29 protein-coding genes are annotated in these 22635 nt (G+C 68.7%); 11 read left to right on the top strand and 18 right to left on the bottom strand.

The features are described 5' to 3' along the window. Positions 1 to 89 precede the first annotated feature (89 nt). Together ACFFGH_RS12020 and ACFFGH_RS12015 are read right to left on the bottom strand one after the other, a co-directional pair. Positions 90 to 932, bottom strand: coding sequence for an META domain-containing protein (locus ACFFGH_RS12020; RefSeq protein WP_386668535.1), 843 nt, complete (start codon positions 930 to 932; stop codon positions 90 to 92). Between the two features lie 9 nt (positions 933 to 941). Then, complete coding sequence (locus tag ACFFGH_RS12015) at positions 942 to 1766, bottom strand: META domain-containing protein (protein WP_386668533.1); 825 nt, start codon at positions 1764 to 1766, stop codon at positions 942 to 944. 176 nt (positions 1767 to 1942) lie between these two features. Here ACFFGH_RS12015 and gatC point away from each other — a divergent pair, with 176 nt between their 5' ends. Together gatC and gatA are read left to right on the top strand one after the other, a co-directional pair. Continuing rightward, the gene (gene gatC / locus ACFFGH_RS12010; RefSeq protein ID WP_386668531.1) at positions 1943 to 2242 is read left to right on the top strand and encodes an Asp-tRNA(Asn)/Glu-tRNA(Gln) amidotransferase subunit GatC; all 300 of its coding nucleotides are present in this window, start codon (positions 1943 to 1945) and stop codon (positions 2240 to 2242) included. A gap of 9 nt (positions 2243 to 2251) precedes the next feature. Next, a complete protein-coding gene (gene gatA, locus ACFFGH_RS12005; RefSeq protein WP_386668530.1) occupies positions 2252 to 3793 on the top strand; it encodes an Asp-tRNA(Asn)/Glu-tRNA(Gln) amidotransferase subunit GatA in 1542 nt (513 codons plus the stop codon). Between the two features lie 102 nt (positions 3794 to 3895). Here gatA and ACFFGH_RS12000 read toward each other — a convergent pair whose 3' ends face one another. Beyond that, positions 3896 to 4408, bottom strand: a complete 513-nt coding sequence (locus ACFFGH_RS12000; protein ID WP_386668528.1) for a GNAT family N-acetyltransferase — start codon at positions 4406 to 4408, stop codon at positions 3896 to 3898. On the opposite strand from ACFFGH_RS12000, the gene ACFFGH_RS11995 reads away from it, so the two are divergent. The 4 genes from ACFFGH_RS11995 (at position 4310) to ACFFGH_RS11980 (ending at position 7109) form a co-directional block, all read left to right on the top strand. Continuing rightward, on the top strand, positions 4310 to 4867 hold the full coding sequence (locus ACFFGH_RS11995; RefSeq protein ID WP_386668960.1) for a hypothetical protein: 558 nt from the start codon (positions 4310 to 4312) through the stop codon (positions 4865 to 4867). The two genes, ACFFGH_RS12000 and ACFFGH_RS11995, sit on opposite strands and share 99 nt — an antisense overlap. Positions 4868 to 4943: 76 nt before the next feature. Next, complete coding sequence (locus ACFFGH_RS11990) at positions 4944 to 5282, top strand: hypothetical protein (RefSeq protein WP_386668526.1); 339 nt, start codon at positions 4944 to 4946, stop codon at positions 5280 to 5282. A 53-nt stretch (positions 5283 to 5335) separates the two neighbouring features. After that, on the top strand, positions 5336 to 6163 hold the full coding sequence (locus ACFFGH_RS11985) for an aldo/keto reductase (protein WP_386668524.1): 828 nt from the start codon (positions 5336 to 5338) through the stop codon (positions 6161 to 6163). Between the two features lie 163 nt (positions 6164 to 6326). Beyond that, positions 6327 to 7109 (top strand): YegP family protein, encoded by a 783-nt coding sequence (locus ACFFGH_RS11980; RefSeq protein ID WP_386668522.1) that lies wholly within the window; start codon positions 6327 to 6329, stop codon positions 7107 to 7109. Positions 7110 to 7210: 101 nt separating this feature from the next. Here ACFFGH_RS11980 and ACFFGH_RS11975 read toward each other — a convergent pair whose 3' ends face one another. Further along, the gene (locus tag ACFFGH_RS11975) at positions 7211 to 7642 is read right to left on the bottom strand and encodes a VOC family protein (RefSeq protein ID WP_386668520.1); all 432 of its coding nucleotides are present in this window, start codon (positions 7640 to 7642) and stop codon (positions 7211 to 7213) included. A 46-nt stretch (positions 7643 to 7688) separates the two neighbouring features. Further along, on the bottom strand, positions 7689 to 8648 hold the full coding sequence (locus ACFFGH_RS11970) for a helix-turn-helix domain-containing protein (RefSeq protein ID WP_386668518.1): 960 nt from the start codon (positions 8646 to 8648) through the stop codon (positions 7689 to 7691). Positions 8649 to 8922: 274 nt separating this feature from the next. Between ACFFGH_RS11970 and ACFFGH_RS11965 the strand changes: the two genes are divergently transcribed. Continuing rightward, positions 8923 to 9654 carry an alpha/beta fold hydrolase gene (locus ACFFGH_RS11965; protein WP_386668516.1) on the top strand — a complete coding sequence of 244 codons (732 nt, stop codon included), beginning with the start codon at positions 8923 to 8925 and terminating at the stop codon, positions 9652 to 9654. 116 nt (positions 9655 to 9770) lie between these two features. Here the strand turns inward: ACFFGH_RS11965 and ACFFGH_RS11960 are convergent, their stop codons facing one another. Beyond that, entirely contained in the window at positions 9771 to 10478 is a 708-nt protein-coding gene (locus ACFFGH_RS11960) for a maleylpyruvate isomerase N-terminal domain-containing protein (protein WP_386668514.1), read from the bottom strand. Positions 10479 to 10566: 88 nt separating this feature from the next. On the opposite strand from ACFFGH_RS11960, the gene ACFFGH_RS11955 reads away from it, so the two are divergent. Then, positions 10567 to 11472, top strand: a complete 906-nt coding sequence (locus tag ACFFGH_RS11955) for an LLM class flavin-dependent oxidoreductase (RefSeq protein WP_386668512.1) — start codon at positions 10567 to 10569, stop codon at positions 11470 to 11472. On the opposite strand, the gene ACFFGH_RS11950 is transcribed toward ACFFGH_RS11955, so the two are convergent. Together ACFFGH_RS11950 and ACFFGH_RS11945 are read right to left on the bottom strand one after the other, a co-directional pair. Next, a complete protein-coding gene (locus tag ACFFGH_RS11950) occupies positions 11469 to 11963 on the bottom strand; it encodes a nitroreductase/quinone reductase family protein (protein WP_386668511.1) in 495 nt (164 codons plus the stop codon). The genes ACFFGH_RS11955 and ACFFGH_RS11950 overlap by 4 nt on opposite strands. Positions 11964 to 12035: 72 nt before the next feature. Further along, positions 12036 to 12896, bottom strand: a complete 861-nt coding sequence (locus ACFFGH_RS11945; RefSeq protein ID WP_386668509.1) for a hypothetical protein — start codon at positions 12894 to 12896, stop codon at positions 12036 to 12038. Between the two features lie 194 nt (positions 12897 to 13090). On the opposite strand from ACFFGH_RS11945, the gene ACFFGH_RS11940 reads away from it, so the two are divergent. Continuing rightward, entirely contained in the window at positions 13091 to 13675 is a 585-nt protein-coding gene (locus tag ACFFGH_RS11940) for a hypothetical protein (RefSeq protein ID WP_386668507.1), read from the top strand. Here ACFFGH_RS11940 and ACFFGH_RS11935 read toward each other — a convergent pair. Next, a complete protein-coding gene (locus ACFFGH_RS11935; RefSeq protein WP_386668505.1) occupies positions 13672 to 14211 on the bottom strand; it encodes a hypothetical protein in 540 nt (179 codons plus the stop codon). The two genes, ACFFGH_RS11940 and ACFFGH_RS11935, sit on opposite strands and share 4 nt — an antisense overlap. A 266-nt stretch (positions 14212 to 14477) precedes the next feature. On the opposite strand from ACFFGH_RS11935, the gene ACFFGH_RS11930 reads away from it, so the two are divergent. Next, complete coding sequence (locus ACFFGH_RS11930; protein ID WP_386668503.1) at positions 14478 to 15110, top strand: hypothetical protein; 633 nt, start codon at positions 14478 to 14480, stop codon at positions 15108 to 15110. A gap of 33 nt (positions 15111 to 15143) precedes the next feature. Here the strand turns inward: ACFFGH_RS11930 and ACFFGH_RS11925 are convergent, their stop codons facing one another. The 4 genes from ACFFGH_RS11925 to ACFFGH_RS11910 all read right to left on the bottom strand — a co-directional run bounded on the left by ACFFGH_RS11925 (position 15144) and on the right by ACFFGH_RS11910 (position 17712). Next, entirely contained in the window at positions 15144 to 16112 is a 969-nt protein-coding gene (locus ACFFGH_RS11925; RefSeq protein ID WP_386668501.1) for an NAD(P)-dependent alcohol dehydrogenase, read from the bottom strand. Between the two features lie 58 nt (positions 16113 to 16170). Next, entirely contained in the window at positions 16171 to 16392 is a 222-nt protein-coding gene (locus tag ACFFGH_RS11920; protein WP_386668499.1) for a helix-turn-helix transcriptional regulator, read from the bottom strand. 2 nt (positions 16393 to 16394) lie between these two features. After that, the gene (locus ACFFGH_RS11915; protein ID WP_386668497.1) at positions 16395 to 16787 is read right to left on the bottom strand and encodes a hypothetical protein; all 393 of its coding nucleotides are present in this window, start codon (positions 16785 to 16787) and stop codon (positions 16395 to 16397) included. 151 nt (positions 16788 to 16938) lie between these two features. Continuing rightward, complete coding sequence (locus ACFFGH_RS11910) at positions 16939 to 17712, bottom strand: nucleotidyltransferase domain-containing protein (protein ID WP_386668495.1); 774 nt, start codon at positions 17710 to 17712, stop codon at positions 16939 to 16941. A 79-nt stretch (positions 17713 to 17791) separates the two neighbouring features. Between ACFFGH_RS11910 and ACFFGH_RS11905 the strand changes: the two genes are divergently transcribed. After that, positions 17792 to 18403, top strand: coding sequence for a LysE family translocator (locus tag ACFFGH_RS11905; protein ID WP_386668493.1), 612 nt, complete (start codon positions 17792 to 17794; stop codon positions 18401 to 18403). Here ACFFGH_RS11905 and ACFFGH_RS11900 read toward each other — a convergent pair. The 5 genes from ACFFGH_RS11900 to ACFFGH_RS11880 all read right to left on the bottom strand — a co-directional run bounded on the left by ACFFGH_RS11900 (position 18314) and on the right by ACFFGH_RS11880 (position 22606). After that, positions 18314 to 19366 carry a PfkB family carbohydrate kinase gene (locus tag ACFFGH_RS11900; RefSeq protein ID WP_386668491.1) on the bottom strand — a complete coding sequence of 351 codons (1053 nt, stop codon included), beginning with the start codon at positions 19364 to 19366 and terminating at the stop codon, positions 18314 to 18316. The two genes, ACFFGH_RS11905 and ACFFGH_RS11900, sit on opposite strands and share 90 nt — an antisense overlap. A gap of 4 nt (positions 19367 to 19370) precedes the next feature. Further along, positions 19371 to 20303 (bottom strand): carbohydrate ABC transporter permease, encoded by a 933-nt coding sequence (locus ACFFGH_RS11895; RefSeq protein WP_386668489.1) that lies wholly within the window; start codon positions 20301 to 20303, stop codon positions 19371 to 19373. Then, positions 20300 to 20617: a carbohydrate ABC transporter permease gene (locus tag ACFFGH_RS11890; RefSeq protein ID WP_386668487.1), complete on the bottom strand. Its 318-nt coding sequence runs from the start codon at positions 20615 to 20617 to the stop codon at positions 20300 to 20302. Before ACFFGH_RS11890 ends, ACFFGH_RS11895 begins: the two co-directional genes overlap by 4 nt. Next, on the bottom strand, positions 20617 to 21168 hold the full coding sequence (locus ACFFGH_RS11885) for a carbohydrate ABC transporter permease (protein ID WP_386668485.1): 552 nt from the start codon (positions 21166 to 21168) through the stop codon (positions 20617 to 20619). Before ACFFGH_RS11885 ends, ACFFGH_RS11890 begins: the two co-directional genes overlap by 1 nt. Positions 21169 to 21283: 115 nt before the next feature. Continuing rightward, the gene (locus ACFFGH_RS11880) at positions 21284 to 22606 is read right to left on the bottom strand and encodes an ABC transporter substrate-binding protein (RefSeq protein WP_386668484.1); all 1323 of its coding nucleotides are present in this window, start codon (positions 22604 to 22606) and stop codon (positions 21284 to 21286) included. Positions 22607 to 22635 lie beyond the last annotated feature (29 nt).

The following is a 22635-nucleotide window of genomic DNA, read 5'->3' as shown; positions in this document are numbered from 1 at the left end:
TCGGCTGACCAAGCCCTTGATTGCTGAGACGAACGAGATCGCGAAATCGTTGGGGGCGTCAGCCCCCACAGCGCCGCCCGACCGGGAGGTCAGCCGGCACCGCTCGCGTCGCCGGTCTTCCGGTACACCAGCTGCAAACGGTCCCTGGTCAGCGTGAGGCGGTCGCCCTGGACCGCGGCACGGAACTGGTCGAGGACCCGTGAGACGAACAGGTCCTGCACCGCCGCCCCGCGCGGGCAGTACGTGAACGGGGACGAGCGGACGTCGTGAAGCACGGCCGAGACTTGCGTGACCGCCACCCGGTAGAACCCGAGGGAGCTGCGGCAGGCGAGCACCGCCGAGAACTTGCCGTCGTCGAGGAACTGCAGCGTCGAGGGGCGGGACATCGGAGTGTTCTGCTGACGGCTCCACGTCTCCCCATACTGCTCGAGCACCCATGAGGTGCCGGACAGCTGGGCTTCCGGGAAGCGCGGGGCGGGCCAGAACACCAGCTCCGTGTCCGGTCCCGAGAGCCGGAGCGCCCGCCCCTCGACTGTGGCGCGGGAGGAGGAACGGAGCGCCGCGAGGTACTGCACGCGCACCTGCATCAGCGGCGGTGCGCAGACCTCGAAGGCGGTGGCAGACTGGAGTTCGACGGGCGTCGAGAACTCGGCCTCCGGAGCGGTCCCGGAGAGGCTGACCCGGTACTCGCCGCACCCAGCGTATCCGGACGCCTCCTGCCCACGCACGGTGAGTGAGATCCCGGCGTTCAGCACCGCGAAGCGCCCGACGGAGTCGCGTGCCTGGATGAGCAGCCAGTCGCCGTCGAGCGGTCGCGCCGCGGTCCCGGCCGGCACGCTCGCAGCCGACCAGAGCGTCCCTCCGACGAGAAGAGCCACGACGACCGGGAGCCACCGGCGCCGTGGCAGGGCGGAGAGTTCTCTGCGGGCCATGGACGCGCCTCACTCCGCCGGCAGCGCCCGGTACATCAGCTGCAGCCGCCGGTGGGCCAGCACGAGGTGCTCATCGCCCACGACGATGACGCGGAAGCCGTCGAGGAACTGCGCCAGCAGCTGGTCTTGCTCGGAGAACGCCGACAGGCAGCCGTCGGCGCCGTACCGGTGCAGCGACGTCACGAAGACTTCGGTCCCGAGAATCCGGTAGGTGCCCGCGATCCCGCCGCACCCGAGCGTGCCGACGAATCGGTCCCTGCTCAGGAAGCGCAGGGTGGGTGACCCGATGACGTCGGTGGTCCAGCGGTCCTGCCAGGTGTCTCCGTAGCCGTTCAGCACCCACTGCTTGCCCATCAGCTGTGGGCCAGGGAACGGCGGGAACGCCTTGAAGAACAGATAGCTGTTGCCGGCCGTCAGCAGGAGCTCGTCGCCCCGGACCTCTGCGCGCTCGGCGGCGAGCAGAACCGACAGGTAGCGGGACTCGATCCGCTCGAGGGACCCGTTGCAGGGCAGCATGTCCTCGTAGGGATCGGCCGTCGGCCCGGGCTCGAGCGGGTCGCCGAAACCGAAATCCTCGGCCTCTCCGGTCATCGCGTACGCATACTGACGGCAGCCCGAGAAGCCCGACGCCGACTCGCCGTCGGACACCAGGGTGATCCCTGCGCCCGCCACCGTGAACTGGGCCTCACCCCAGCCGGCCTGCACCAGCAGCCAGTCGCCGTCGAACGGGCCCTCGGCCTCTCCGGGGAAGAGCGGGGCGCAGGCCGCCAACGTCAGGGCGCACACCAGCGCCAGCGCGGTCACCCGCAGTCTTCGCACCGCTCGCCGAACCATCGGAACTCCGCTGTCCACGCATCCGAACCGAGCTCGACGGTACTCCGGTCCGTCGGGAGTTCGCCGGGCGGACCACGGCTGGGCGACGGCACCGCAACGTCTCGGGCGGTGGAATACCGCCGCGCCGCCGCAAATAGACTGATCCGGTACCCCCGCTCATCCTTCTTGGGAGTCGCATGTCTGAAATCACGCCAGAGGTCGTCCGTCACCTCGCCGGGCTTGCCCGAATCGGGCTCTCCGAGCAGGAGATCACGAAGCTCACCGGAGAGCTCGGCGCGATCGTCGACTCGGTGGCGAAGGTGAGCGAGGTCGCGACGCCCGACGTCCCGGCGACGAGCCACCCCATACCGCTGCAGAACGTATTCCGGCCGGATGTGGTGGGCAGGACGCTGACCCCGGAGGAGGCGCTCGCGGGAGCGCCGGACCACGACGGCACGATGTTCCGGGTGACCGCCATCCTCGGCGAAGAGCAGTAGGGGAGCGCCATGAGCGACCTGATCCGCAAGACCGCCGCCGAGCTCGGCGACCTGCTCGCCGCCAAGGAGGTGTCGAGCGTCGAGGTGACGCGCGCGCACCTCGACCGCATCGCCGCCGTCGACCAGGACGTGCACGCCTTCCTGCACATCTCGGATGCCGCCCTCGCCACCGCGGCGTCCGTCGATGCGGCCCGCCTCGACGGAGCCGACCTGTCGCCGCTCGCCGGTGTGCCGGTCGCCATCAAGGACGTGCTCTGCACCTTCGACATGCCCTCGACCGCCGGCTCGAGAATCCTCGAGGGCTGGGTGCCGCCATACGACGCGACCGTCGTCGCCCGGATGCGGCACGCCCACCTGGTGCCGCTCGGCAAGACCAACATGGACGAGTTCGCGATGGGCTCATCCACCGAGCACTCCGCGTACGGTCCCACCAGGAACCCCTGGGACCTGGACCGGATCCCCGGCGGCTCCGGCGGCGGCAGCGCTGCAGCGGTCGCCGCGTTCGAAGCGCCGATCGCCCTCGGCTCCGACACCGGCGGCTCCATCCGCCAGCCTGCCGCCGTCACCGGCTCGGTCGGGATGAAGCCCACCTACGGCGGAGTATCCCGCTACGGCGCGATCGCCCTCGCATCCTCGCTCGACCAGGTCGGGCCCGTCACCCGCACCGTGCTCGACGCGGCGCTGCTGCACGACGTGATCGGCGGGCACGACCCCCGCGATTCCACCTCGCTCACCGACGCCTGGCCGTCGTTCGCGGCTGCCGCCCGCGCCGGGCAGACCGGCGAGGCGCTGAAGGGCGTCCGGGTCGGCGTGGTGAAGGAGCTCGACGGTGAAGGGTTCCAGCAGGGCGTGCGTCAGCGGTTCCAGGAGTCCCTGGAGCTGATGGCCGGAGCCGGCGCCGAGATCGTCGAGGTCAGTGCCCCGCACTTCGACTACTCGATCGCCGCGTACTACCTGATCCTGCCGGCGGAGGCGTCCAGCAACCTCGCCAAGTTCGACTCGGTCCGGTACGGCATGCGCGTCGTGCCGGACGGCGGCGGCACGGTCGAGGATGTGATGGCCGCCACCCGCGACGCCGGCTTCGGCGACGAGGTGAAGCGACGCATCATCCTCGGCACGTACGCGCTGTCCGCCGGGTACTACGACGCCTACTACGGCAGCGCCCAGAAGGTGCGCACACTCATCCAGCGCGACTTCGACGCCGCCTTCGCGCAGGCGGATGTGCTGGTGTCGCCCGCCGCGCCGACCACGGCGTTCAAGTTCGGCGAGAAGCTCGACGACCCGCTGGCGATGTACCTCAACGACATCACCACCATCCCGGCGAACCTTGCCGGAGTGCCGGGTATCGCGCTGCCCATCGGTCTCGCACCGGAAGACGGCCTGCCGGTCGGCATCCAGCTGATGGCGCCGGTGCGCGAGGACGCCCGCCTGTACACGATCGGCGCGGCACTCGAGCACCTGCTCGAATCCCAGTGGGGCGCGCCGCTCCTCGCGAAGGCCCCCGACCTGGTGAGCGGTGAGATGTTCGCGGCGGAGTCCGGCGCGGTCTGACCGAACCGGTCGCTGAGCCTGCCAGAGCCGCCTGCGGTGAACTCGGTCGCTGAGCTCGCCGAAGCGCGCTGACGACGTACCGGTTCGGTCCCTTCGACGGGCTCAGGAACCGAGGCGTCCCAAGTCGGCACACAAGTAGAGAAGCTCCCCGTGTGCGTCGTCGTCACGTCGGTGAAGACGCATCCCGATTCGGTCGAGCACCCGAAGTGACGCCGTGTTGCCCGGACGCACGGTCGCCCACACCCGTCGGATGCCGGCGGCGTGCGCCTCACCCAGAACAGCAGCCGCAGCCTCGGGCGCGATCCCGTGCCCTCGTTCACGGTGCGCGACTTCCAGCCCGATCTCGGGGTCGTCGCCGGTGCGGCCGAGGAAGAGTCCGCAGTTCCCGATGAGAACGTCCGATGAGCGTGCGCGGATGGCGTACCAGGCCAAGCCCCGGCACTCGTGAGCCTCCCGCCGCCGGGCGATCCACTCCCGCGTCTTCGCGATGTCGGTGATCGGCCCGCTCACGAAGGTATGGGTGAGCGGATCGCTGAAGAGCGCGTGCAGCCCCTCGGCGTCTTCGAGAACGAACGCTGCGAGGTCCAGGCGGGGCGTCCGCAAGGTCGTCGCCATCGTTCGCGCAGGCTCCTCGCTCAACCGGCCGACTTCCTGGCGGGCGCGAAGCACAACGCGACGATCCGCATCCACGCCGGCACCGACTTCATCCGCCCATCCTTCTCCATAATGGGCACCATGATCGCCTCTCCTGCCCAGCCGGAGTTCGACGAGCTCGCCACATCGCTCGCGGCGGACGGCGCCGCGCGGTCCCAGATGATGGGGAGGCCCATGCTCGCCATCGGCGGCAAGATGTTCGCCTGCCTCGACGGGCCGGTGCTCGCCGTGAAGCTGGGGCGCAGCACCGCGGAGTTCGAGGAGGCGCTCGATCTGCCCGGCGCCTCCGTGTTCAGCCCGGGGCAGGGCAAACGCAGTTTCCACGACTGGGTCGCCCTGCCGCTCGACGCCATCGACGAATGGGAGCGGTTCGCCCGTGCGGCGATGGGCTTCAGCGCCGCCGGTCCCGCGAAGCGCTGATTCGCCGGCCCCACGTTCAGCACCTTGCCGAGTTCGTCTGGGCACATCCATAGCCGCGGTTCGCAGAATGGCCCGCATGATCGCGTCGGTCGCCATTGCCGAGTTCGAGGAACTGGCCGCCCCCCTTGAGAGACTGGGTGCGCACCGGGCAGAGCTGCTCGGCCGCCCGGTGATGACTCTCGAAGGCCGGATGTTCGCATGCCTGGACGACACGGACCTCGCCGTGCGCCTCGGTCGCTGGACTCCGGAGTACGAAGCCGCTCTGGATGTTCCTGGAGCGTCCATCTTCAGCCCCGGCACGAGCGGCCGCACCTTCAACGACTGGGTTGAGCTGCCGCTGGCGTCCGCGGACGTCTGGCACCGGTTCGCGATCGATGCCCTCTCCCATGTGATGGCGTTCCCAGCACGACGCTGAGTGTCCAGCCCGCTCCGAGCAATCAATCACCCGGCGTTCCGTAGGCTCGGAGCATGACGACTCCCACGCTTCCCCTCAATTCCGGTCACGAGATCCCTCAGCTCGGCTTCGGCGTCTTCCTCGTCGACCCCGCCGAGGCGCAGCGCATCGTCGAGGATGCGCTCGAGGTCGGCTACCGGCACATCGACACCGCGGCGATCTACAAGAACGAGGAGGGGGTCGGCCGGGCGATCGCAGCGTCGGGCATCCCCCGCGAGGAGCTGTTCATCACCACGAAGCTGTGGAACGACGACCAGGGCACCGACACCGCACACCGGGCGATCGACACGAGCCTGACGAAGCTGGGCCTGGACTACGTCGACCTATACCTGATCCACTGGCCGACCCCGAAGCGCGATCGCTACCTGGAGAGCTGGCTGGCGCTGGAGCAGATCCAGGCCTCGGGCAAGACCCGCTCCATCGGTGTCTCCAACTTCCAGCCCGACCATCTCGAGCGGATCATCACCGGCAGCGACACCGTGCCGGCCGTCAATCAGATCGAGCTGCACCCCGCGTTCCAGCAGCGGGAGCTGCGCGCCGTGCACGCTCAGCACGGCATACACACCGAGTCGTGGGGACCGCTCGGGCAGGGCAAGTACGACCTCTTCGGCATGGACGCCATCCAGTCGGCCGCCGACGCCCACGGCGTGACGCCCGCCCAGGTCGTCATCCGCTGGCACCTGCAGTCGGGCATCATCGTGTTCCCGAAGTCCAACTCCCGCGAGCGGATGCAGCAGAACTTCGACGTGTTCGGGTTCGAGCTGACTCCGGATGAGATGGGCGCGATCGACGCACTCGACGCCGGCAAGCGGGTCGGCGGGAACCCGGACGAGGTCAACTAGCGAGCACGTGCGGCGCCCGTTTGCCGACCATGTGCGGGAACCCCGATGTTTGCTGCGATTCAGACGGCCCAACAGCATGGGGAGCGAAGCTGACCCTCTTGCCGCCAGTCGTCAGGCGCCTGCATTAGCGTCCCCATAACCACTGTGGTGGACGGAGGCACTTGTGCCGCAGGTGTATTTCGAGGTCGCGACGTCGAGCGATATGCATGAGCCATATCAGTGGCTTGTGCGTCGAGTCGGCAATCACGAGATCCTCGCGCAAAGCGAGGCCTACGTGAACAAGAAAGATTGCATCGACGCGGCCAACATAGTCCGCAACGGCACGGCGGGTGCCTCCCTGATTGACACCACCAGCGGCTCCGCGGTCGAGTTACATCCCGCGACTGGCGAGGGCGGGGCTGATAGGTCAACCGAGCCAGCGAAGTCAGCGTCTTTGAGATGGTGGGTGACAACGCTGGTCGCCATCGCCGGTGTCCTGGTCGGGGCCGCGGCCGTCTACTTCCCGGTTGCCGTCCAGGCACGGCTGTGGCCGTTCGCACCGAGCCAATCGGACATCGCGGACACGTACGACAACAAGTACGCGTCGGCAGAGTGCAGGGCGTCCGCTCTCAAACGACACACCGAGGTCATGACGCGCCTCGGTACCGAGGACCCGATGGCCACCGCAGAAGTTTGGCAATCCGTTAACTGTCCGACGAGTTGGGTGCGCGTCATCACACAGGCCGTCGACGTGACTGTCGAGAAGTACATAGAGCGGGAAGGGCAGCCGGACCTGGAGGGAGCAGTCGTTCGCAGAGCCGATCCATCCATAGAGAACAGCGAGGGCGTGATTGAAGCCACCTTGAGCGAACAGCTCTATGCGCCGGGCTGTGTCCTTGCGGGTGTGGTGATCACCGACACAGCAGGGGCAGTGGTGGCCGAAATGCCGGTCAAGGAGCTTTGCTGACTGAAACCCGAGGCGAAGCCGAGGGTTGCGGCAGGCTTCGGCATGCGTGTTATCGGGAGTCTCGATGATGGGACGACCCGCACGCTGCGGCTCTCGAGCTATCAGCCGAGGCGCACCGTGCCGTCCTCGCCGATCGACCAACCGGGGTTGTGCGCGATCTCCCACACGACACCATTCGGATCGGCGACATGCCCGGCGAATATCCCGCCGAATGGTGACGGCTGGGGCGGCTTGCGCACCGTGCCGCCTGCTGCCACCAGCCGGTCGACCGTCGCCACCACGTCATCCGGGCTGCCGACGTTGTGCGAGAGCGTCACGCCGCTGATGCCCGCTGTGGGTGTGGCTGCCGCTCGGTCCTCGTCGAACTTGGCCCGGTCGAACAGCCCGAGCAGCAGGCCGGGCGCCACCTGGAAGAACAGGATCTCTTCGGGCACGTCGAGTATCGGCTCCCAGCCGAGTCCGTCGCGATAGAACTTCCGCGCGGCGTCGAGGTCTGGTGTCGCGAGGGTGAGGAAGTGCAGTCGCGGGTCCATCGGGATCCTTTCGTCTCAGCGTTCGGCTGCCGCCCGGTCGCCGTCGTCAGAGTGACCCGGAGAGCCGACGCCACTCGCGGGGTGACATCCCGAACTCCGCTTTGAACGCCCGGCTGAAGGTGGCGGCGTCCCGGAACCCCCAACGGAACGCGATACTCGCGATGGTCCGGTCGCGGAGGTCCGGGCGGGCCAGCTCTCGACGGCAGCCTTCCAGCCTGTGGCTTCGGACCCAGTCGCCGAGCACGATGCCCGACCTCTCCAGCACGGCGTAGAGGTAGCGCACCGAGATGTGCAGCGCGGCGGCGACGCGACTGGCGCTCAGCTCCGGGTCCGCGAGATGACGCCGCAGGTGGTCGAGGATCCTCGCCTCGAGGGTCGCCTCCAACGCGGGATGAGCGAGGCCGCGATCGTTCAACCGTGTCGCGATCGCGGCGCGGAGCACCTCGATCGTTGGCGCACCCAACGCTTCCGCGTGGGTGCTGTCCTGCAGATCCGTCTGAGTCGCGAGCCGGCCAAGATACGACGCCGCGAACTTCGCGATCGGGTGGTCGTCGCCGAACGTGGTCGCCGAGACCGAGGCCAGAGCCGCGTCCGGCAGGGCGAGCGCCGCCCGCGGAACTCGGAAGAAGTGCTGGTCCATGCCGTCACCGTTGAGCAGCGTGTACGGGGTGGCGGTGTCGTACAGCGCGAACTCGCCGGGCCGCAGCGTCGCCGAGCGCCCGTGCTGGATGACCACGCTCGAGCCGGCCACTTGCAAGCCGACGAATACGGCGGGCTCCTCGAGCAGTCGGGCGAGCTTCGGCGTCCTCCGCACGTGCACCGGAGTCGCCTGAACCGAACACAGCTCGACAGGCCCGAAGGGTGCGACCACCACACTGACGTCGAGGTCCTGGGGCGCGGTCTGATGGTCGATCTCGACCTTGACCACCGACGTCCAGACGGCATCCCGCAGCAGCTCTTCGCGATCCCGCACGGGCACGGTCGCCGTGGTGAACCTGGTGAACACGTCACCTCCTCATGCCAGCCGAAGGCTGACCTCGACAACTGAGGACCTGGGCGGAACCGCCTCGCTCGTGGGACGTTCTCGCGGTTCGCGGCTGTGGGAGCCGGGCAAGTCAATGAATCTGGCGCGCCTGCCGAATCCAACCTGGCGCGGGTGTCGCGGTGAAGTCAAGTGAATTGTGCACCCCGTGTCCGCTGGCGTGCACGCCGGGTCAACACCAGAACACCGTGCGGTCGTACCGTGGCCGCGTTCACATGACAACGAAGGAGGGAAAGTCATGAACGGTAAGCCAACCATCGTGCTGGTGCACGGTTCGTTCGCGGACTCGTCAGGGTGGAACGACGTCGTCCGCAATCTCCACCAGGGCGGCTACACGGTCCACGGGATCTCGAATCCGCTGCGCGGGGTGCACTCCGACGCCGAGTATCTCGACGCATTCCTCGACACCATCGAGAGCCCGGTCGTGCTCGTCGGCCACTCCTACGGCGGAGCGGTCATCACCAACACGAAGCACGCTCCGGACAAGGTGAAGGCGCTCGTCTACATCGCGGGGTTCGCACTGGATGAGGGGGAGAGTCCGGGGGTCGCGACGGGCCTCGGCGGCGAGAACGTCGATCTGTCGCAGGTCGTGGTCGTCCGGCCGTTCCCGGGCGCGGGGGAGGGGAACGGCGACGCGTATCTCAACCCGGAGATCTTCCCGCAGGTGTTCTGCCAAGACCTGCCCGAGGAACAGGGCAGGATCATGGCGGCCCTGCAGCGTCCGTCGGCGCTCGCGTCGCTCTTGGAGCCGTCCGGGCCGCCGGCGTGGAAGTCGGCGCCGAGCTGGTACATGATCGCGACCCAGGACCGGGTCATCCCGCCGTCGGCGGAGCGGGTGATGGCCGCGCGGGCCGGGGCGAAGACGGTCGAGATCGACAGCTCGCACGTCCCCATGATCAGCCACCCGGACAAGGTGACCGAGCTCATCCTCGAAGCGGCGATGTCGGCCAGTTCGCTGGTGAGCCACTGACGCGCTCATCGGTGGATGCCGCCGCCCGGCCGCGGGAGGAGGCCGGGCGGCGTTCCGCTCGACGTCGCCGGCGAGCTCCAGTTCTTCCACTCTCGTCGCCGCTGGCTTCTCTGCGCTCAGGGCCGGATGTGTGCCCGGCGAAAGCGGGCCACGACGTCCGGGTCGCCCTCGGTGTCTACGGCGTCGAGGTCCAGCCGGTTCCACACGAACAACGCCAGCGAAGCCGGTGAGGCGGCTACCGTCGCGGTTGCGGCGCGTGCTTCGCCCGGCGACCAATCACGCGCGAAAACCCATTCCCGCCCGCAACCGGTCGCGACGATCCGGAGCGTGCCGCCCAGGTCCAGTCGGTCCGCAGCGGATGAGCGTGGGAGGAACACGTCGAACAGCTCGTCGACGGTGTCGATCCAGACCTCCTCGCTCACCTCACCGGGCGGCTCAGCATCCGGGTTGCGGCTGCGCAGATCCCACAGGTGGATCAGGGATTCGTGGAGCTGCCGCCGGTGCCAGAAGCGCACGGTCTTGTCGGTTCTGCTCAGTGTGTAGCACCGAGCGTCGGGATCGAGCTCGTGAAGTGTGCCGAGCAGTTCGCTCCGCGCCTCCGCGTACCACTCCGCGGGGGTGACGTCGAGCTCCGGCACGTTGACTCGCGGATTCCTGTGGCCGGTGCGTGCGTTGAGTGCCGCCCAGCGGTGTACGGCTCCGAGATGCGCGGCGACCTGCTGGACGGTCCAGCGCACCGCCTGCAGCGGTGCAGCAGGGTCGGCCCCGTCGAGTTCCGCCGCGAACGCACCGGTGACCCGCTCCACCTCCGCCAGAGGGTCCATAGCCGGATCCTATTCGGACCTCCCGACACCGACGCACGCGCCGGCCTCGCCCCTTGAGAGACGACCAGTCCGCGAGGACACTGAGCACATGCCCGCTCTCGGCCACGACCTGCAGTTCGGCACCTTCATCACCCCGCTGAACGCGGATCCCCAGATGCCGGTGCGGCTGGCGCGACTCAGCGAACGGGTCGGCCTGGACCTGGTCACGTTCCAGGACCACCCCTACCAGCCGAGGTTCCTCGACGCGTGGACGCTCCTCACCTGGGTGGCCGCGAGAACGGAACGCATCCGCCTCGCTCCGAACGTGCTCAATCTTCCGCTGCGGCCGCCGGCGGTGGTCGCCCGGGCGGCGGTGAGCCTCGACCTCCTCTCCGGCGGCAGGTTCGAGCTGGCCCTCGGCGCTGGGGCCTTCTGGGACGCCATCGAGGCAATGGGCGGACGCCGGCTCGAGCCGGGGGAGTCGGTCACGGCCCTGACCGAGGCGATCGACGTCATCCGCGCCATCTGGACGACCGGTGACCGCACGCCGCTCCGCGCAGGCGGGGAGTACTACCGGCTGGCGGGCGCCAAGCGCGGCCCGGCCGCGGCACACGCGATACCCATCTGGGTCGGCGCGCAGAGGCCGAGGATGCTGCGGCTGGTGGCGCGCCAGGCGGACGGCTGGCTCACGTCCCTCGGGTCGTTCCCGCCGGGCGGATTCGAGGCGGCCAACGGCATCCTCGACGACGCGGCCGCCGACGCGGGACGCGGCCCTGGCGAGATCCGCCGGCTGCTCAACATCGGCGGCCGGTTCGCTGATCGCAGCGGCGGCTTCCTGAACGGGCCGAGCCGGCAGTGGGTCGAGGATCTGCTCCCGTTGGCACTCGAGCAGGGCGTCGGCACGTTCATCCTGGCCTCCGACGATGCGGCGGCGATCGAACGCTTCGCCGCGGAGGTGGCTCCGGCGCTCCGGGCCTCGGTGGCCTCAGAGCGGGCGACGCGAGGCCAGGGCTAGGCGTCCACCCGCGGCTCCAGCAGCACGATGGCCGTCTCGCGCGAGCGGAGCGCGGCGTAGTCGTCCAGTTGTCGCGCGACCGCGGCAAGCCTCGGCCACAGCCGTGCTCGCTCCTCCGGAGTCGCTGCCCGGCCGGTCACCGGAATGGTCGCCTCCTTGAGATCCACCCAGGCGTCCGGGTTCGCCTGCAGGTTCAGCCACCAGGCGGGCTCCGGGCTCGCCCAGCCGTTCATCGCCATCGTGACGAAGTCGTCGCCGTCGTAGATGTAGAACAGCATCACGTGCCGTTCCTCGCCGGTGCGGCGGCCGACGGTGCGCAGCCGCAGCGTTCCAGCCCGCGTCTCGGTCGCCTGGTTGCTGCCGAGCCGGCCGCCGCTCGCGGCGTACAGCCCACGGTGCAGCATCCAGACCGTGCGCACGAACCAGCGAGGCGGCAGCTTCGGCGCACGCTTCGGTGTTCCGAGGCCCGGCTGGGTCGCACCCTCCGTCATGCCGCCAGGGTACGCCCGATCGGTTCCGAGCGGCGGGCGTTCAGCCGATTCCGCTGGGCGGGGTGAGACGGGTCAGGTCTCGACCGGCTCCGGCGGCTCCAGCCCCTCGAAGGGAGCCAGCCGGCGCTCGAACTCGGCCTCATCGCCCTCGGGCAGCAGGGCGTTCGCGCCGAAGCCGAAGCTGAAGGTGTTCAGCTGCCAACCGTGCTCCGTGGACGGCGCGAGATCCCGCTCGAATCGCCCGTCGACATCCTTCGACAGGTCCTGGAAGGTGAAGAACATCCACTGCCCGGTGGGGCCCATCATCGACCCGGCGACGATGACCTGCTCTTCCGGGGTCGCACCTCCGAGGTCACGGATGCGGTCCTCCTCGGTCCAGTCCCAGGAGTCGGCGTCAAGCGTCGGGGCGGAGAAGCCGTAGTCGGCCGCGATGCGGGCGATGATCTCCAGCATCCGCTCCTTGTCGGACCAGTCGGTGGGCACCCCGATAGTCTGCGAGGTCGGCCCGTTGACGGTCGTCAGCATCGACTCGCCGCCGTACCAGTTCTGGGTGCGCTCATGGAAGGGGTCGAACGGCTGCTCGGCACTGGCCGGTGGCGCCCATTCGAGCCCGAACTCCGCCGTGATCGCGGCACGCATCCTGGCGGTCATCGCCTCGCTGGCCGCGTACGCCTCCTCGGCGCTCGGTCCGTCGAGCACGTCCCGAGAATCGACCCCGGCGACGCCCGGGTACTCGCGCCAGTAGACCGTTCGCCTGCCGCCGGCTTCGTCTTCGACAACGGTGACGCGGCCGATCGACGACTCGAGCATCCACCGCATCACCGCGTTGGCGGGCAGCCCGACCATCAGGGCGACGAGCGTCGCGCCGGTAAGCAGGGCCGCGATGAGCAAGGCGCGTCGCCGGTGCCCCGTCCTCGCCGACTGACCGGTCATGGCTCGACCCTAGTGGCGGACCGGGATGCACCGCTTCGGAGAAGCAGCGTCGGCGGCGGTGCCGGCCCGACACCTCCGAAGACGCAGTCCCGGCAGCAGGCGTCCAGTCACCACTCGATGAACGCCGAGCGCGCTTGTGGGGTAATCCCGGTACTCACTAACCTTCCGAAATCCGGACCCGAACGGAGAGCACTGTGGAAATCTTCTATCTCGCCTGCCTGACCCTGTTCCTGATCGGCGTCGTCATGATGGTGTTCGAGGGGCGGATCATGCGCAAGCCCGAGTCCGAACGGTCGGACCGGGAGCGCAAGTTCCTAGGGTGGAGCCGCAAGGCGGGCGCGGGGTACAGCAAAGTCGGGCTGAAGGTGTTCCCGATCATGCTCATCGTGCTCGGCCCGGTGCTCGCGCTGCTCGGCATTCCGATGATTGCTGATGGACAGTCCGTCGGGTGGATGCTGGTGGCGATCGGCGCCGCGTCGGTGCTCCTCGGCATCGGCTTTCTCATCTTCGCGAAGAAGCGGCGCGGACCGGACTTCTGGGCACGGCACGAGGCCGCGAATCGGAAGGCGGATGAGGCAGGACGCGTCCGCTGGTTCGGCAGCCCGCAGGCGGCGATCGTGCTCGGCGTAGTGTTCATCGTCAGCGGCGGCGCGTATCTGGCCGTGACGCTGCTCACGGGCGAGGGCGACTTCACGGGCTGGGTGTATCCGGCACTGCTGCTGGGCGCCGGTGCGCTGTGCGTCTTCGCCGCGCTCGGACAGCTGCGGCAGGAACGCTAAGCGGCGCCCGGCAGCCCCACCCGATCCGGGACGGCGGTCCGCAGGCCGCGCAGCCACGGCCCGGACTCCGGCCACGGCCGCCCGGTCGGCAGCCGCCGGAGGAGCTTGGCGAGCGACTCGTCGGGGTTGGTCCACGGGATGACGCGGGTGGGGGAGGCACCGGGCAGCACCCCGAGCCACCAGTGCTTCCAGGTGCGCTCGAGCGCCTCGGGTTCAACCACGACGTAGTAGTCGGGCACGGCGATCGACCCGCTGCCGAGCGCCGACACTGTGCGGTCGATCTCGAGCTCGAGCACCTCGAAGGTCGATTCGTCCTCGAAGAACTCCACCCACGAGTTCGCGACGTGCCCGAGCGGATCCCAGTCGTGCACGAGATACGTGGCGTGTGCACGCCGGGCCCAGTGGACGGCTTCCTCTTCCGGGGCTCCGGCGAGGCTGGCCGCATCCACGTTGCTGAGGCCCTCGACGGAGCGGATCGCGCGCGGGGCCTGGTCTCCGATCACCACAACAGTGGTGCTGCTGCTTTGGTGTCCCATTTTCGGATATTACGCCCGACCGCGCGCCGGGCGGCGGATCGGCCGGTCACGAATGCGTAAAGGAGGTCGGCGTTCATGACGGGCCGGCGAAGTGATCGAGGGGGCGGCGGATGCCCGTTGGTTACCGACGAGCAACGCTCGGGCGTTTCGCCGAGTCTCCGCGACGGGGGTGCAGTAGACAGGTCCAACCCACCGGTGCCGCTTGACGACATTGACGCGGCACGGTGCGGTCTCCGGTGCACAGCGTGAGGGGACGCTCGACAGACATGGTGCTTGATCCGCTCGAGACGACGGTCGTCGTCGTCGCCGTCATCTCGGGTGTGTGGCTGTGGCGGCAGTGGACCGCCGTCGCGACGAAGAAGTTGAACCAGTCGCTCTTCTCCCGCGGCGCGCACCGCCGCGGGCAAGAGGCAACCCGCGCCCGGCTGCTCTTCGCGAGCAACCGGACGGCGGAGGAGGTCGGCCAGGCGCTGCGGGAGGGGCTCGGCGTCGAGGCGGGCGTTCCGGCCGGGATCCGTGCGCTGGTTCTCGAACGGCTGTACGTCTCCCGCACGACGCCGCGCGCCATCGAGTTCACATTCGGCAGCCGGCTGCACACCAGCTTCCGGTCCATGGTGGTGCTCGACGACCGTCCGTCCGGCGGTTGCGAGGGGAGCTACGAGGTTCGGGCCTGGGAGGAGTCGCACGGCCTGGTGAACGACCTCGAGCAGCTTCAGCTCGTGCAGCGCCTCGTGCTGGCGGAGCTGGCGGACCTCGGCGCGACGGTCGCCGTGGTGGCGGCGCCGGAGCGCGACAGCGTCCGGGCGGCGCCTCGCAAGCGCCGGCTGCGGATCCCCGCTCGCCCGCTCGGGCGGCGCGCGGCACCCACGCGGCTGCGGCTCGGTCGCGTCCGCGCATGACGGCCGACAGTCGGCTCTCCGCACGCGGCGGAGTCAGTCGATCGTGACGACGACGCTGCCGCGTTTCCGCTCGGTGTCGACGTACCGGTGCGCCTCAGCGGTCTGCTCGAGCGGATAGATCCCGTCGATCACGGGGACATACGCGCCCGTGGCCGCCAGATCGCGGATGTACTCGAGGTCCGCCGCCACCGCGGCTGCCGGACGGAGCCCGGTGAACGAGATCGCACCCCGCCGGCCCCGAGCCCGCCTCGTCACAAGCGTGCGCGCGAGGATCCCCAGCGACGGCACGGTGGTGAGGTACCGGCCGTTCGCCGTGAGTGATCCCTTGCACTTCGCGTAGGAGCTCTTGCCGATCGCGTCGAAGATCACGTCGTAGGTGCGTCCGGACGTCCTGAAATCCTCTGCGGTGTAGTCGATCACCGTGTCCGCGCCCAGAGATCGCACGAGGTCATGGTTTCGCCTGCTGCAGACGGCGGTGACCTCCGCGCCGAAGTGCTTCGCCAGCTGCACGGCGGCGGTGCCGACGGCTCCGGAGGCTCCGTTGACGAGGATGCGCTGGCCCGGCTTCAGCTCCGCGCTGTCCCGGAGGAACGGCAGCGCGGTGAGCGCGCCGTCGAACACCGCCGCGGCCTCGGCGAAGCTGAGATTCGGCGGGATGGCGGCGATCGCGCCGCCGGTGGTCACCCTGGCGACCTCGGCGAGCGCGCCGAACCGGGGCCCGACGCTTCCGAACACGCGGTCGCCGACCGAGAAGCGGGTGCCGGATCCGGTGGCGAGCACCTCGCCCGCGAAGGTGGATCCGAGGATCGGGAATCGGGGCCGGCGGAGCCCGAAGTAGAGCCGTGCGAATCCCTTCCCCTTCCTGGCGGCGGTCTCGGCTGCGGACACAGTGGTGGCGGAGTTGCGGACGAGGATCTCGCCGCCCTGGGGCTGCGGCTCGGGCACATCCTCGAGACGGAGCACATCCGGTGACCCGAAGGAGCGGTAGGCGATGACTTTCATTGGGGATCCTTCGAGAGGTCGGAAGTGGAATCGGACGCGCTGCACCGACGGAACCGGGCTAGTCGGCGTCCGGGTACTGGAAGACATCGTCGAGTGGCACGTTGAACACCCTGGCGATCTGGAACGCCATCTCGAGGCTGGGAGAGTATCGGCCCTGTTCGATGGCGATGATGGTCTGCCGGGTGACGTTGACCCGCTCGGCGAGCTCCGCCTGGGTCATCTCCCCGTGCGCGAATCGCAGGGCCCGGATCGAGTTGCTGACCTTGGTGGGCTTGACCACGGTCAGAGGCCCCGGCGGTAGGCGACGATCTTGACCGCCGAGAACACGATGGCAGAGAGGATGAACGCCAGATAGAGCGCGTGGGCGATCCAGAACTGGTCGACTCGTGCCATGGCCAGGGCGAGCGGGACGACCGTGAACGCGCTCATCACGATGAAGGCCACGTGGCCGCCCAGGCGGTTGATCTGCTTGTCCCGCTCGTCGGTCTTCCCGGTTTGCGGTGCGGCGATGGCGTTCAGCACGATGCCGGCTGCAATCGCGGCCAGCAGCGGCCAGACGTAGTCGATCTCGCGCACCGGGATGAGCACGGTCTGCGGAAGCACAATCGCGAAGTACACGATCGGCACGAACGCCGCGACCACGCCGTACACCCAAACCCGCTTCTCCTCGGACATCGTCCATCCTCCCCGTCGAGTGATGTAAAGAATTCTCGACATGGCGAACGTACGCTCTATCAGACATCGTGTCAAGAAAACCAGACAAGCGGACGCTGCCGCGGGGGCGGCAGGCAACCGCACGCACGCGCGCTCGCCGCCTCGCCGGTGCTCAGAGCCGTGCCCGGCCCAGCTCCCGGGTCGCCGTAACGGCACTGCGAAGGCTCATCGGGTCGGGAGTCGCACCCGCGACGATGTCGTCGATGCCGCGCAGGCCGGCGCGGTCCAGCATCCGCTTCTCGTTCGTGGTCCACTCGCCGCGCGCCGCGAGGATGGCGTGCGCGTACTCGGTCGCAGCCACGACGAGCTGTGCGGTGCATTGGGCGAGTCGTCCAGCCGGTGCGTGGCTGTGCTCGGCATAGCGCAGCGTCATCTCGGCGCGCCCGGCCCACCCGGCGCCGGCGGTCCGCCGCAGCTGTTCCGGGTACTCGGGCTTCGGCAGCGAGCCGCTCAGCACCCGGTTCATCGCCAGCTCGCCGACGACCAGGTAGCTCGGGATGCCGGCCAGGTGGAACATCAGGGGCTCGATGTGGAACTCGCCCGCCTCGGTGCGACGGATCTCGGCCTCCACGGCGTCGAGGTCCCGGTAGTGCACGTCGACCTGGCGGCCGCCGATCGTCAGCCACGCGCCGCCGTTGAAGACGCCGCCACCCCAGCCGCCGATCTCCGAGATCTCGCCCTCCCACCCTTCACGTCCCGCAAGGGAGCGCAGGTTCTCCGGCTCGAAGTCGCCTCGGTAGTACACGGCGAAGTCCCAGTCGCTGTCCGGGCGGTGGGTGCCCTCCGCTCGCGAGCCACCCAGCGTCACCGCTTCCACCGAGTGGAGGGTGCCCAAGCGCGTGGCCACCGCCTCCGCGAACCCGTCTCGGTCGATCCCGCCATCCACCGTTCCAGCATCCCACCTCGACAGCGGCCGAGCCCGGGACGTAGCATGCGGAGTCGGCCACGATGATCGGATCGCCACTGTGAGCGTCGCCTTCCTCCTCACCACCCTCGTCGTCGTGGCCACTCCTGGGACCGGTGCCCTGTTCACCATCGCGGCCGGCCTGTCCCGAGGCGCCCGCGCGGGCCTGATCGCAGCGCTCGGCTGCACGCTCGGCATCGTGCCGCACATGCTCGCCGCCATCACCGGCCTCGCCGCCGTAATGCACACGAGCGCCCTGGCGTTCGAGACGATCAAGTGGCTCGGTGTCGCGTACCTGCTCTATCTCGCCTGGCAGACGTGGCGCGACCGGTCGCCGCTCACCGTCGACGAGACGCCGTCGCCCCGTTCCGCGCTCCGCGTCATCTGGTCGGCCGTGCTGCTGAATCTGCTGAACCCGAAGCTCACCATCTTCTTCTTCGCGTTCCTGCCGCAATTCGTGGACACGGCCGCGGCGGACAGTGTGGTGCAGATGCTCGGCCTCAGCGCGGTGTTCATGGCGGTGACCCTGGTCGTGTTCGCGGTCTACGGCGTGTTCGCCGCGGGCGTGCGACGGCACGTCATCTCACGCCCGAAGGTCGTGACCTGGATGCGGCGGACGTTCGCCGCGACGTACGTGCTGCTGGCCGGCAGGCTGGCGCTCCAGGGCAGGTAGGGTCCCGACGGGCAGCGTGTGGCTGTGGGACGGAGGGACGTCGGCAGTCACCGTACGGCTCGACCGGCGGGGCATCCGCAGGAGCGCGCCGGGTTCGCGACAGGTGGCGGCGGCCACGCGCATCGCCTCATCGAGAAGGGCAGCCCACTGCGCCTCCGTCGGTGCCGCGCCGATCGCCGCGAGTCGTGCGCTCACCGTGGCGAGCACGGAGTCTCCGGCACCCATCGTGTCGACGACCTCGTCGGGAAGCGCCGCGATGGGTGCCGAGATCGGGGCTCCGTCCCGCCGCAGCAGGGAAGCGCCACCTGCGCCGTGGGTCGCGAGCACGTTGGTGGCGCCGCGGGCGAGCAGTCGCTGGACGGCGACTTCGGGCGGGAGTTCGAAGAGGTTGGCGTCTTCATCGCTGAACTTCACGAGGAACGCGCGTGCGCTGACCCGTTCCACGTTCCGGCGGAAGGCCGTTAGGTCTCGGATCAGCCCCAGCCGTGGATTCGGATCGATCAGCACGATGGAGTTCCGGCCCGCGAGCGCCGATTCGAGGGCGTCGACCTGCCCCTCGTCGTCGAAGGGGAACCCGGAAAGAACGACCATGCTCGCCAATCGGAGCGCTCGGCCCGTCGCGCCGCCGAAGTCGAGCGCGCGATGCATCGCGGCGGCGTTGAACCAGTACATGGGCTCGCCGTCGACCCTCGTGGAGGTGGCGCGGCCGGTGCCGAATGGGGTGGCGGTGGCGAGCAGGGGAATCCGGTGCCGCGAAAGGGTGTCGCGGATGCGTGTCCCGTCGTCGTCAGCACCGACCATCGCGACGAGGGTGCTGGGCACCCCGAGCAGTGACATGCCGATCGCGACGTTGAGCGCGGACCCGCCGACGTGTTCGCTGGAGCCGGCGTCGGTGCGCAGTTCGTCGATGAGCGCGTCCCCGACGACCACCACCCGCGCCGCTGCGCCTCGTTCGTCGCTCACCCGGTCACCCCTTCACCGCGCCCGCGGTCAGGCCGGCGATGATGTGCCGCTGAAGGAACGCGTAGATGATCAGCTGGGGGAGCAGCACGAGTGTGGCGGCCGCCATCATCCCGCCGTAGTCGACGGTGTACTGTCCCTGGAACCGTGAGACGGCGAGCGACACCGTCACGAGGTCCGGATTGTTGATGAGGATCGACACGAACGGGAACTCGTTGAACACGTAGACGACGTTGAAGATGAGGACCGCCGCAAGCACCGGCCGCATCACCGGCAGCACGACCGACATGCAGATCCGGAAGAGCCCGGCACCGTCGATGATCGCCGCCTCCTCCAGCTCACCCGGGAACTCGCGCAGGAACCCGGTCATCAGCAGGGTGTTGAACGGGATGGACACCGCGATGTAGGGGAGGATCACGGCCGCGTAGGTGCCGAAGATCCCGAGCGCCAGATCGAGGCGGTAGACGGGGAAGAGCAGCACATACACCGGTACCGCGAGCCCCGCCAGGAGGTAGAACCGCATCGCGGACTGCGATCGCTTGCGGCGCCACACCATCCGGGTCAAGGCGAACGATGCCATGAAGGAGATCACGGTGCCGATGGTGACCGAGAGAACGGCGATGAGGATGGTGTTGCCGTACATCCGCAGCAGCGGCAGATTCGTCAGCGCGTTGGCGTAGTTTTCCATCGTCAGCGAGGTGAACGAGAACGGGTCGCCGAGGATCTTGTCGCTCGGCTGGAACGAGAGCAGCACGATCCAGAGCAGCGGCAGGATGATGAGGAAGGTGACGAGGTAGGCGGCGACCGCCGTAACGATCCCCGCGATCTTCGCGCGGCGACGCCACGGTCCGCGGTCGGCCGGTGGCTGGGCGGGGTCCGAGACGGCCGCCCCCGGCCGGTGGGCGAGGTTGACATCCGGGGTGTGGTGCAGCTGCGTCATGCGATGCTCCGTCGGCGTGCGAGGGCGAGGTAGATGGCGGACACGGTGGCGCCCAGCACGAAGACGATCACGGCGATGGCCATCCCCGAGCCGTACTTCTGATTGGTGAAGGTGACGAAGTACATGTAGCTGACGAGCGTCTCCGATCGGTGGACCGGGCCTCCGCCGGTGAGCATGTAGACGAGCTCGAAGATCTTGAAGACGTTGGTGATGAGCAGGATCGCGACGATGCCGAAGGTCTCGTTCATCATCGGGATGACGACGTACCGCAGCCGCTGCCAGGAGGTCGCGCCGTCGAGTGCGCTGGCCTCCATCACGTCGGAGGGAGGAGCTGGAGGCCGGCGTAGAAGATGGTCATCGCGAACCCGATCGAGCTCCAGATGAAGACCAGCGACACGGCGTACGGGGTGAGGGTGTCGCCCCCGATCCACTGGATCTCCGGAACACCGAGCGGCACGAGCAGGCGGTTCAGCAGGCCGATCTTCGGGTCGAGGATGAACACCCAGATCAGGCCGATCAGGATCGGCGCGATGATCGCCGGGCCGAACACGAGGGCGCGGAGAAGGCCGCCGCCGCGCGCCTGCCGACGCAGCAGCAGCGCCAGGGAGAAGGAGGCGGGGATCAGCACGGCGAGGCTGACCACCAGGATGATGACCGTGTTCTGCAGCGACTGCCAGAAGAACGGGTCGGCACCGAGCCCCAGGTAGTTCTCGAGTCCGACGAAGGTCGCGGCGCCGAAGCCCGCGAAGTCGGTGAAGCTGAAGCCCACGGCGTACAGCACCGGGTAGACGAGGAACGCCGTGAAGAAGATCAGGCCCGGCAGCAGCATGATCGCGATCTTCCAGCGGGAGCTGACCCAGACCATCGGGGCCCCTTTCTGTGGTGCAGGTACTGCGGGTGCGTATCAGGGGGCGTGTGGCCGCGAGCCCGCAGCCGGAGAGTGGGCGGGACGCGTTCTCGAACGCGTCCCGCCCCGCCTGCTACCGCTCGTCCTCGAGGGCGGCCTCAACCAGTTCGACCGCCTGCTGCGGCGTCAGCTGATCCTGGATGACGCCGTAGATGCTGTCGTACATCGCGCTGGCGACCGCGGTCGGCACCAGCAGGTCCGGCTGCGACTGCGGGCTGGTGACGCCCTCCGCGGTGGCCGCATCGATCGCCGACTTCAGCGCGCTCTGCGTTTCGGGGTCGATCTCAGGCTCGTACTTCGTCACCGGCGGCTGGCCGTTCTCGACGAGGATCTGCTGCGCCTCGTCGCTGTAGTAGAAGTCGAGGAACGCCGTGACCGCGTTGAGTTTCTCCTCGTTGTCGCCCACCTTGTGGTCGACGACGAGGGGGGCGGATGCCACGTTCATGATGATGTTCTGCTCGCCGACGCCGTCCTCGAACTCGGGACCCTTCCAGAAGGTCACGTTCTCGGCGATGTCCGACTCCTGGATGGCGCTCGATGCCCAGACGCCCGCGTCGAGCATGGCCGCATTCCCGTTCAGGAACTGGTCGACGGCCTGCTGGTAGGTCTGCGTGGAGACGTTGGAGGCGAATGCGCCGGCATCCCGCAGCTCGGCGATGTGCTCGTAGAGGCGCACGAAGTCGTCGTTGTCGTAGCTCTCCTCGCCCGCGAGGATCGCGTCGATCTTCTCGCCGTACCCGAACCGCTCGAGCATGACGAGGAAGGACCAGACACTGAACGAGGACTGGTTGGCGCCGTTCGAGATCGTGGTGACGCCGGCGTCGCTCAGCGTCTCAGCAACCTTCACCAGCTCGTCGAAGGTCTCGGGCACCTCCAGATCGTGCTCCTCGAGAATCGCCTGGTTGACCCACAGGCCGGTGAGCAGACCCTGGTAGGGAACACCGTAGGTGACGCCGTCGACGGTGAAGTTGTCGATCGTGCTCTCGGGGAGCTTCTCGTCGATTCCGAGGTCAGCGAGGATCGGGGTGAGGTCGAGCAGGCGGCCCGCCTCGAGCATCTCTTCGGCGGTGGCCTTGTAGACCCAGAAGATATCCGGGAGTGTGTCGCTCTGCGCGGCGATGGACAGGCTCTGCAGGTGCTCGGCGACGGCCTGGCCACTCACCTCGATGTCGACATCGGGGTTGGCGTCCTCGAAGGCCTCGATGATCGCCCAGGTGGCGGGATCAGCGGTCTCGACGTCGGGGTTCTGCATCGACAGTGTGACCTTCGTCACGCCATTGGCGTCGGTTCCGCCGCCTCCGCCGGCGCATCCGGCGAGTGCGAGGAGGCTGAAGGCCGCGAGCGCGGTGGCAGCGACCGGCTTCCGCGACGCTGGGGTGGTGCTGAGACGGAACATGTACATCTCCCTTGATGATGGGCTGCAGG

The sequence above is a fragment of the Lysobacter korlensis genome (genome assembly GCF_042434515.1).
This window is presented reverse-complemented; position numbering and strand designations above follow the sequence as displayed.

Bases quoted from the DNA above. Each gene is read 5' to 3' on its own strand.
- ACFFGH_RS11885 (WP_386668485.1), bottom strand. From the start codon at position 21,168: ATGGTCTGGGTCAGCTCCCGCTGGAAGATCGCGATCATGCTGCTGCCG.
- ACFFGH_RS11975 (WP_386668520.1), bottom strand. From the start codon at position 7,642: ATGGACCCGCGACTGCACTTCCTCACCCTCGCGACACCAGACCTCGAC.
- ACFFGH_RS11915 (WP_386668497.1), bottom strand. From the start codon at position 16,787: ATGTCCGAGGAGAAGCGGGTTTGGGTGTACGGCGTGGTCGCGGCGTTC.
- ACFFGH_RS11985 (WP_386668524.1), top strand. From the start codon at position 5,336: ATGACGACTCCCACGCTTCCCCTCAATTCCGGTCACGAGATCCCTCAG.
- gatA (WP_386668530.1), top strand. From the start codon at position 2,252: ATGAGCGACCTGATCCGCAAGACCGCCGCCGAGCTCGGCGACCTGCTC.
- ACFFGH_RS11895 (WP_386668489.1), bottom strand. From the start codon at position 20,303: ATGACGCAGCTGCACCACACCCCGGATGTCAACCTCGCCCACCGGCCG.
- ACFFGH_RS11930 (WP_386668503.1), top strand. From the start codon at position 14,478: ATGGTGCTTGATCCGCTCGAGACGACGGTCGTCGTCGTCGCCGTCATC.
- ACFFGH_RS11960 (WP_386668514.1), bottom strand. From the start codon at position 10,478: ATGGACCCTCTGGCGGAGGTGGAGCGGGTCACCGGTGCGTTCGCGGCG.
- ACFFGH_RS11880 (WP_386668484.1), bottom strand. From the start codon at position 22,606: ATGTTCCGTCTCAGCACCACCCCAGCGTCGCGGAAGCCGGTCGCTGCC.
- ACFFGH_RS12000 (WP_386668528.1), bottom strand. From the start codon at position 4,408: ATGGCGACGACCTTGCGGACGCCCCGCCTGGACCTCGCAGCGTTCGTT.
- ACFFGH_RS11950 (WP_386668511.1), bottom strand. From the start codon at position 11,963: ATGACGGAGGGTGCGACCCAGCCGGGCCTCGGAACACCGAAGCGTGCG.
- ACFFGH_RS11955 (WP_386668512.1), top strand. From the start codon at position 10,567: ATGCCCGCTCTCGGCCACGACCTGCAGTTCGGCACCTTCATCACCCCG.
- ACFFGH_RS11995 (WP_386668960.1), top strand. From the start codon at position 4,310: ATGGGTGAGCGGATCGCTGAAGAGCGCGTGCAGCCCCTCGGCGTCTTC.
- ACFFGH_RS12020 (WP_386668535.1), bottom strand. From the start codon at position 932: ATGGCCCGCAGAGAACTCTCCGCCCTGCCACGGCGCCGGTGGCTCCCG.
- ACFFGH_RS11990 (WP_386668526.1), top strand. From the start codon at position 4,944: ATGATCGCGTCGGTCGCCATTGCCGAGTTCGAGGAACTGGCCGCCCCC.
- ACFFGH_RS12015 (WP_386668533.1), bottom strand. From the start codon at position 1,766: ATGGTTCGGCGAGCGGTGCGAAGACTGCGGGTGACCGCGCTGGCGCTG.
- gatC (WP_386668531.1), top strand. From the start codon at position 1,943: ATGTCTGAAATCACGCCAGAGGTCGTCCGTCACCTCGCCGGGCTTGCC.
- ACFFGH_RS11925 (WP_386668501.1), bottom strand. From the start codon at position 16,112: ATGAAAGTCATCGCCTACCGCTCCTTCGGGTCACCGGATGTGCTCCGT.
- ACFFGH_RS11890 (WP_386668487.1), bottom strand. From the start codon at position 20,617: ATGGAGGCCAGCGCACTCGACGGCGCGACCTCCTGGCAGCGGCTGCGG.
- ACFFGH_RS11935 (WP_386668505.1), bottom strand. From the start codon at position 14,211: ATGGGACACCAAAGCAGCAGCACCACTGTTGTGGTGATCGGAGACCAG.
- ACFFGH_RS11945 (WP_386668509.1), bottom strand. From the start codon at position 12,896: ATGACCGGTCAGTCGGCGAGGACGGGGCACCGGCGACGCGCCTTGCTC.
- ACFFGH_RS11965 (WP_386668516.1), top strand. From the start codon at position 8,923: ATGAACGGTAAGCCAACCATCGTGCTGGTGCACGGTTCGTTCGCGGAC.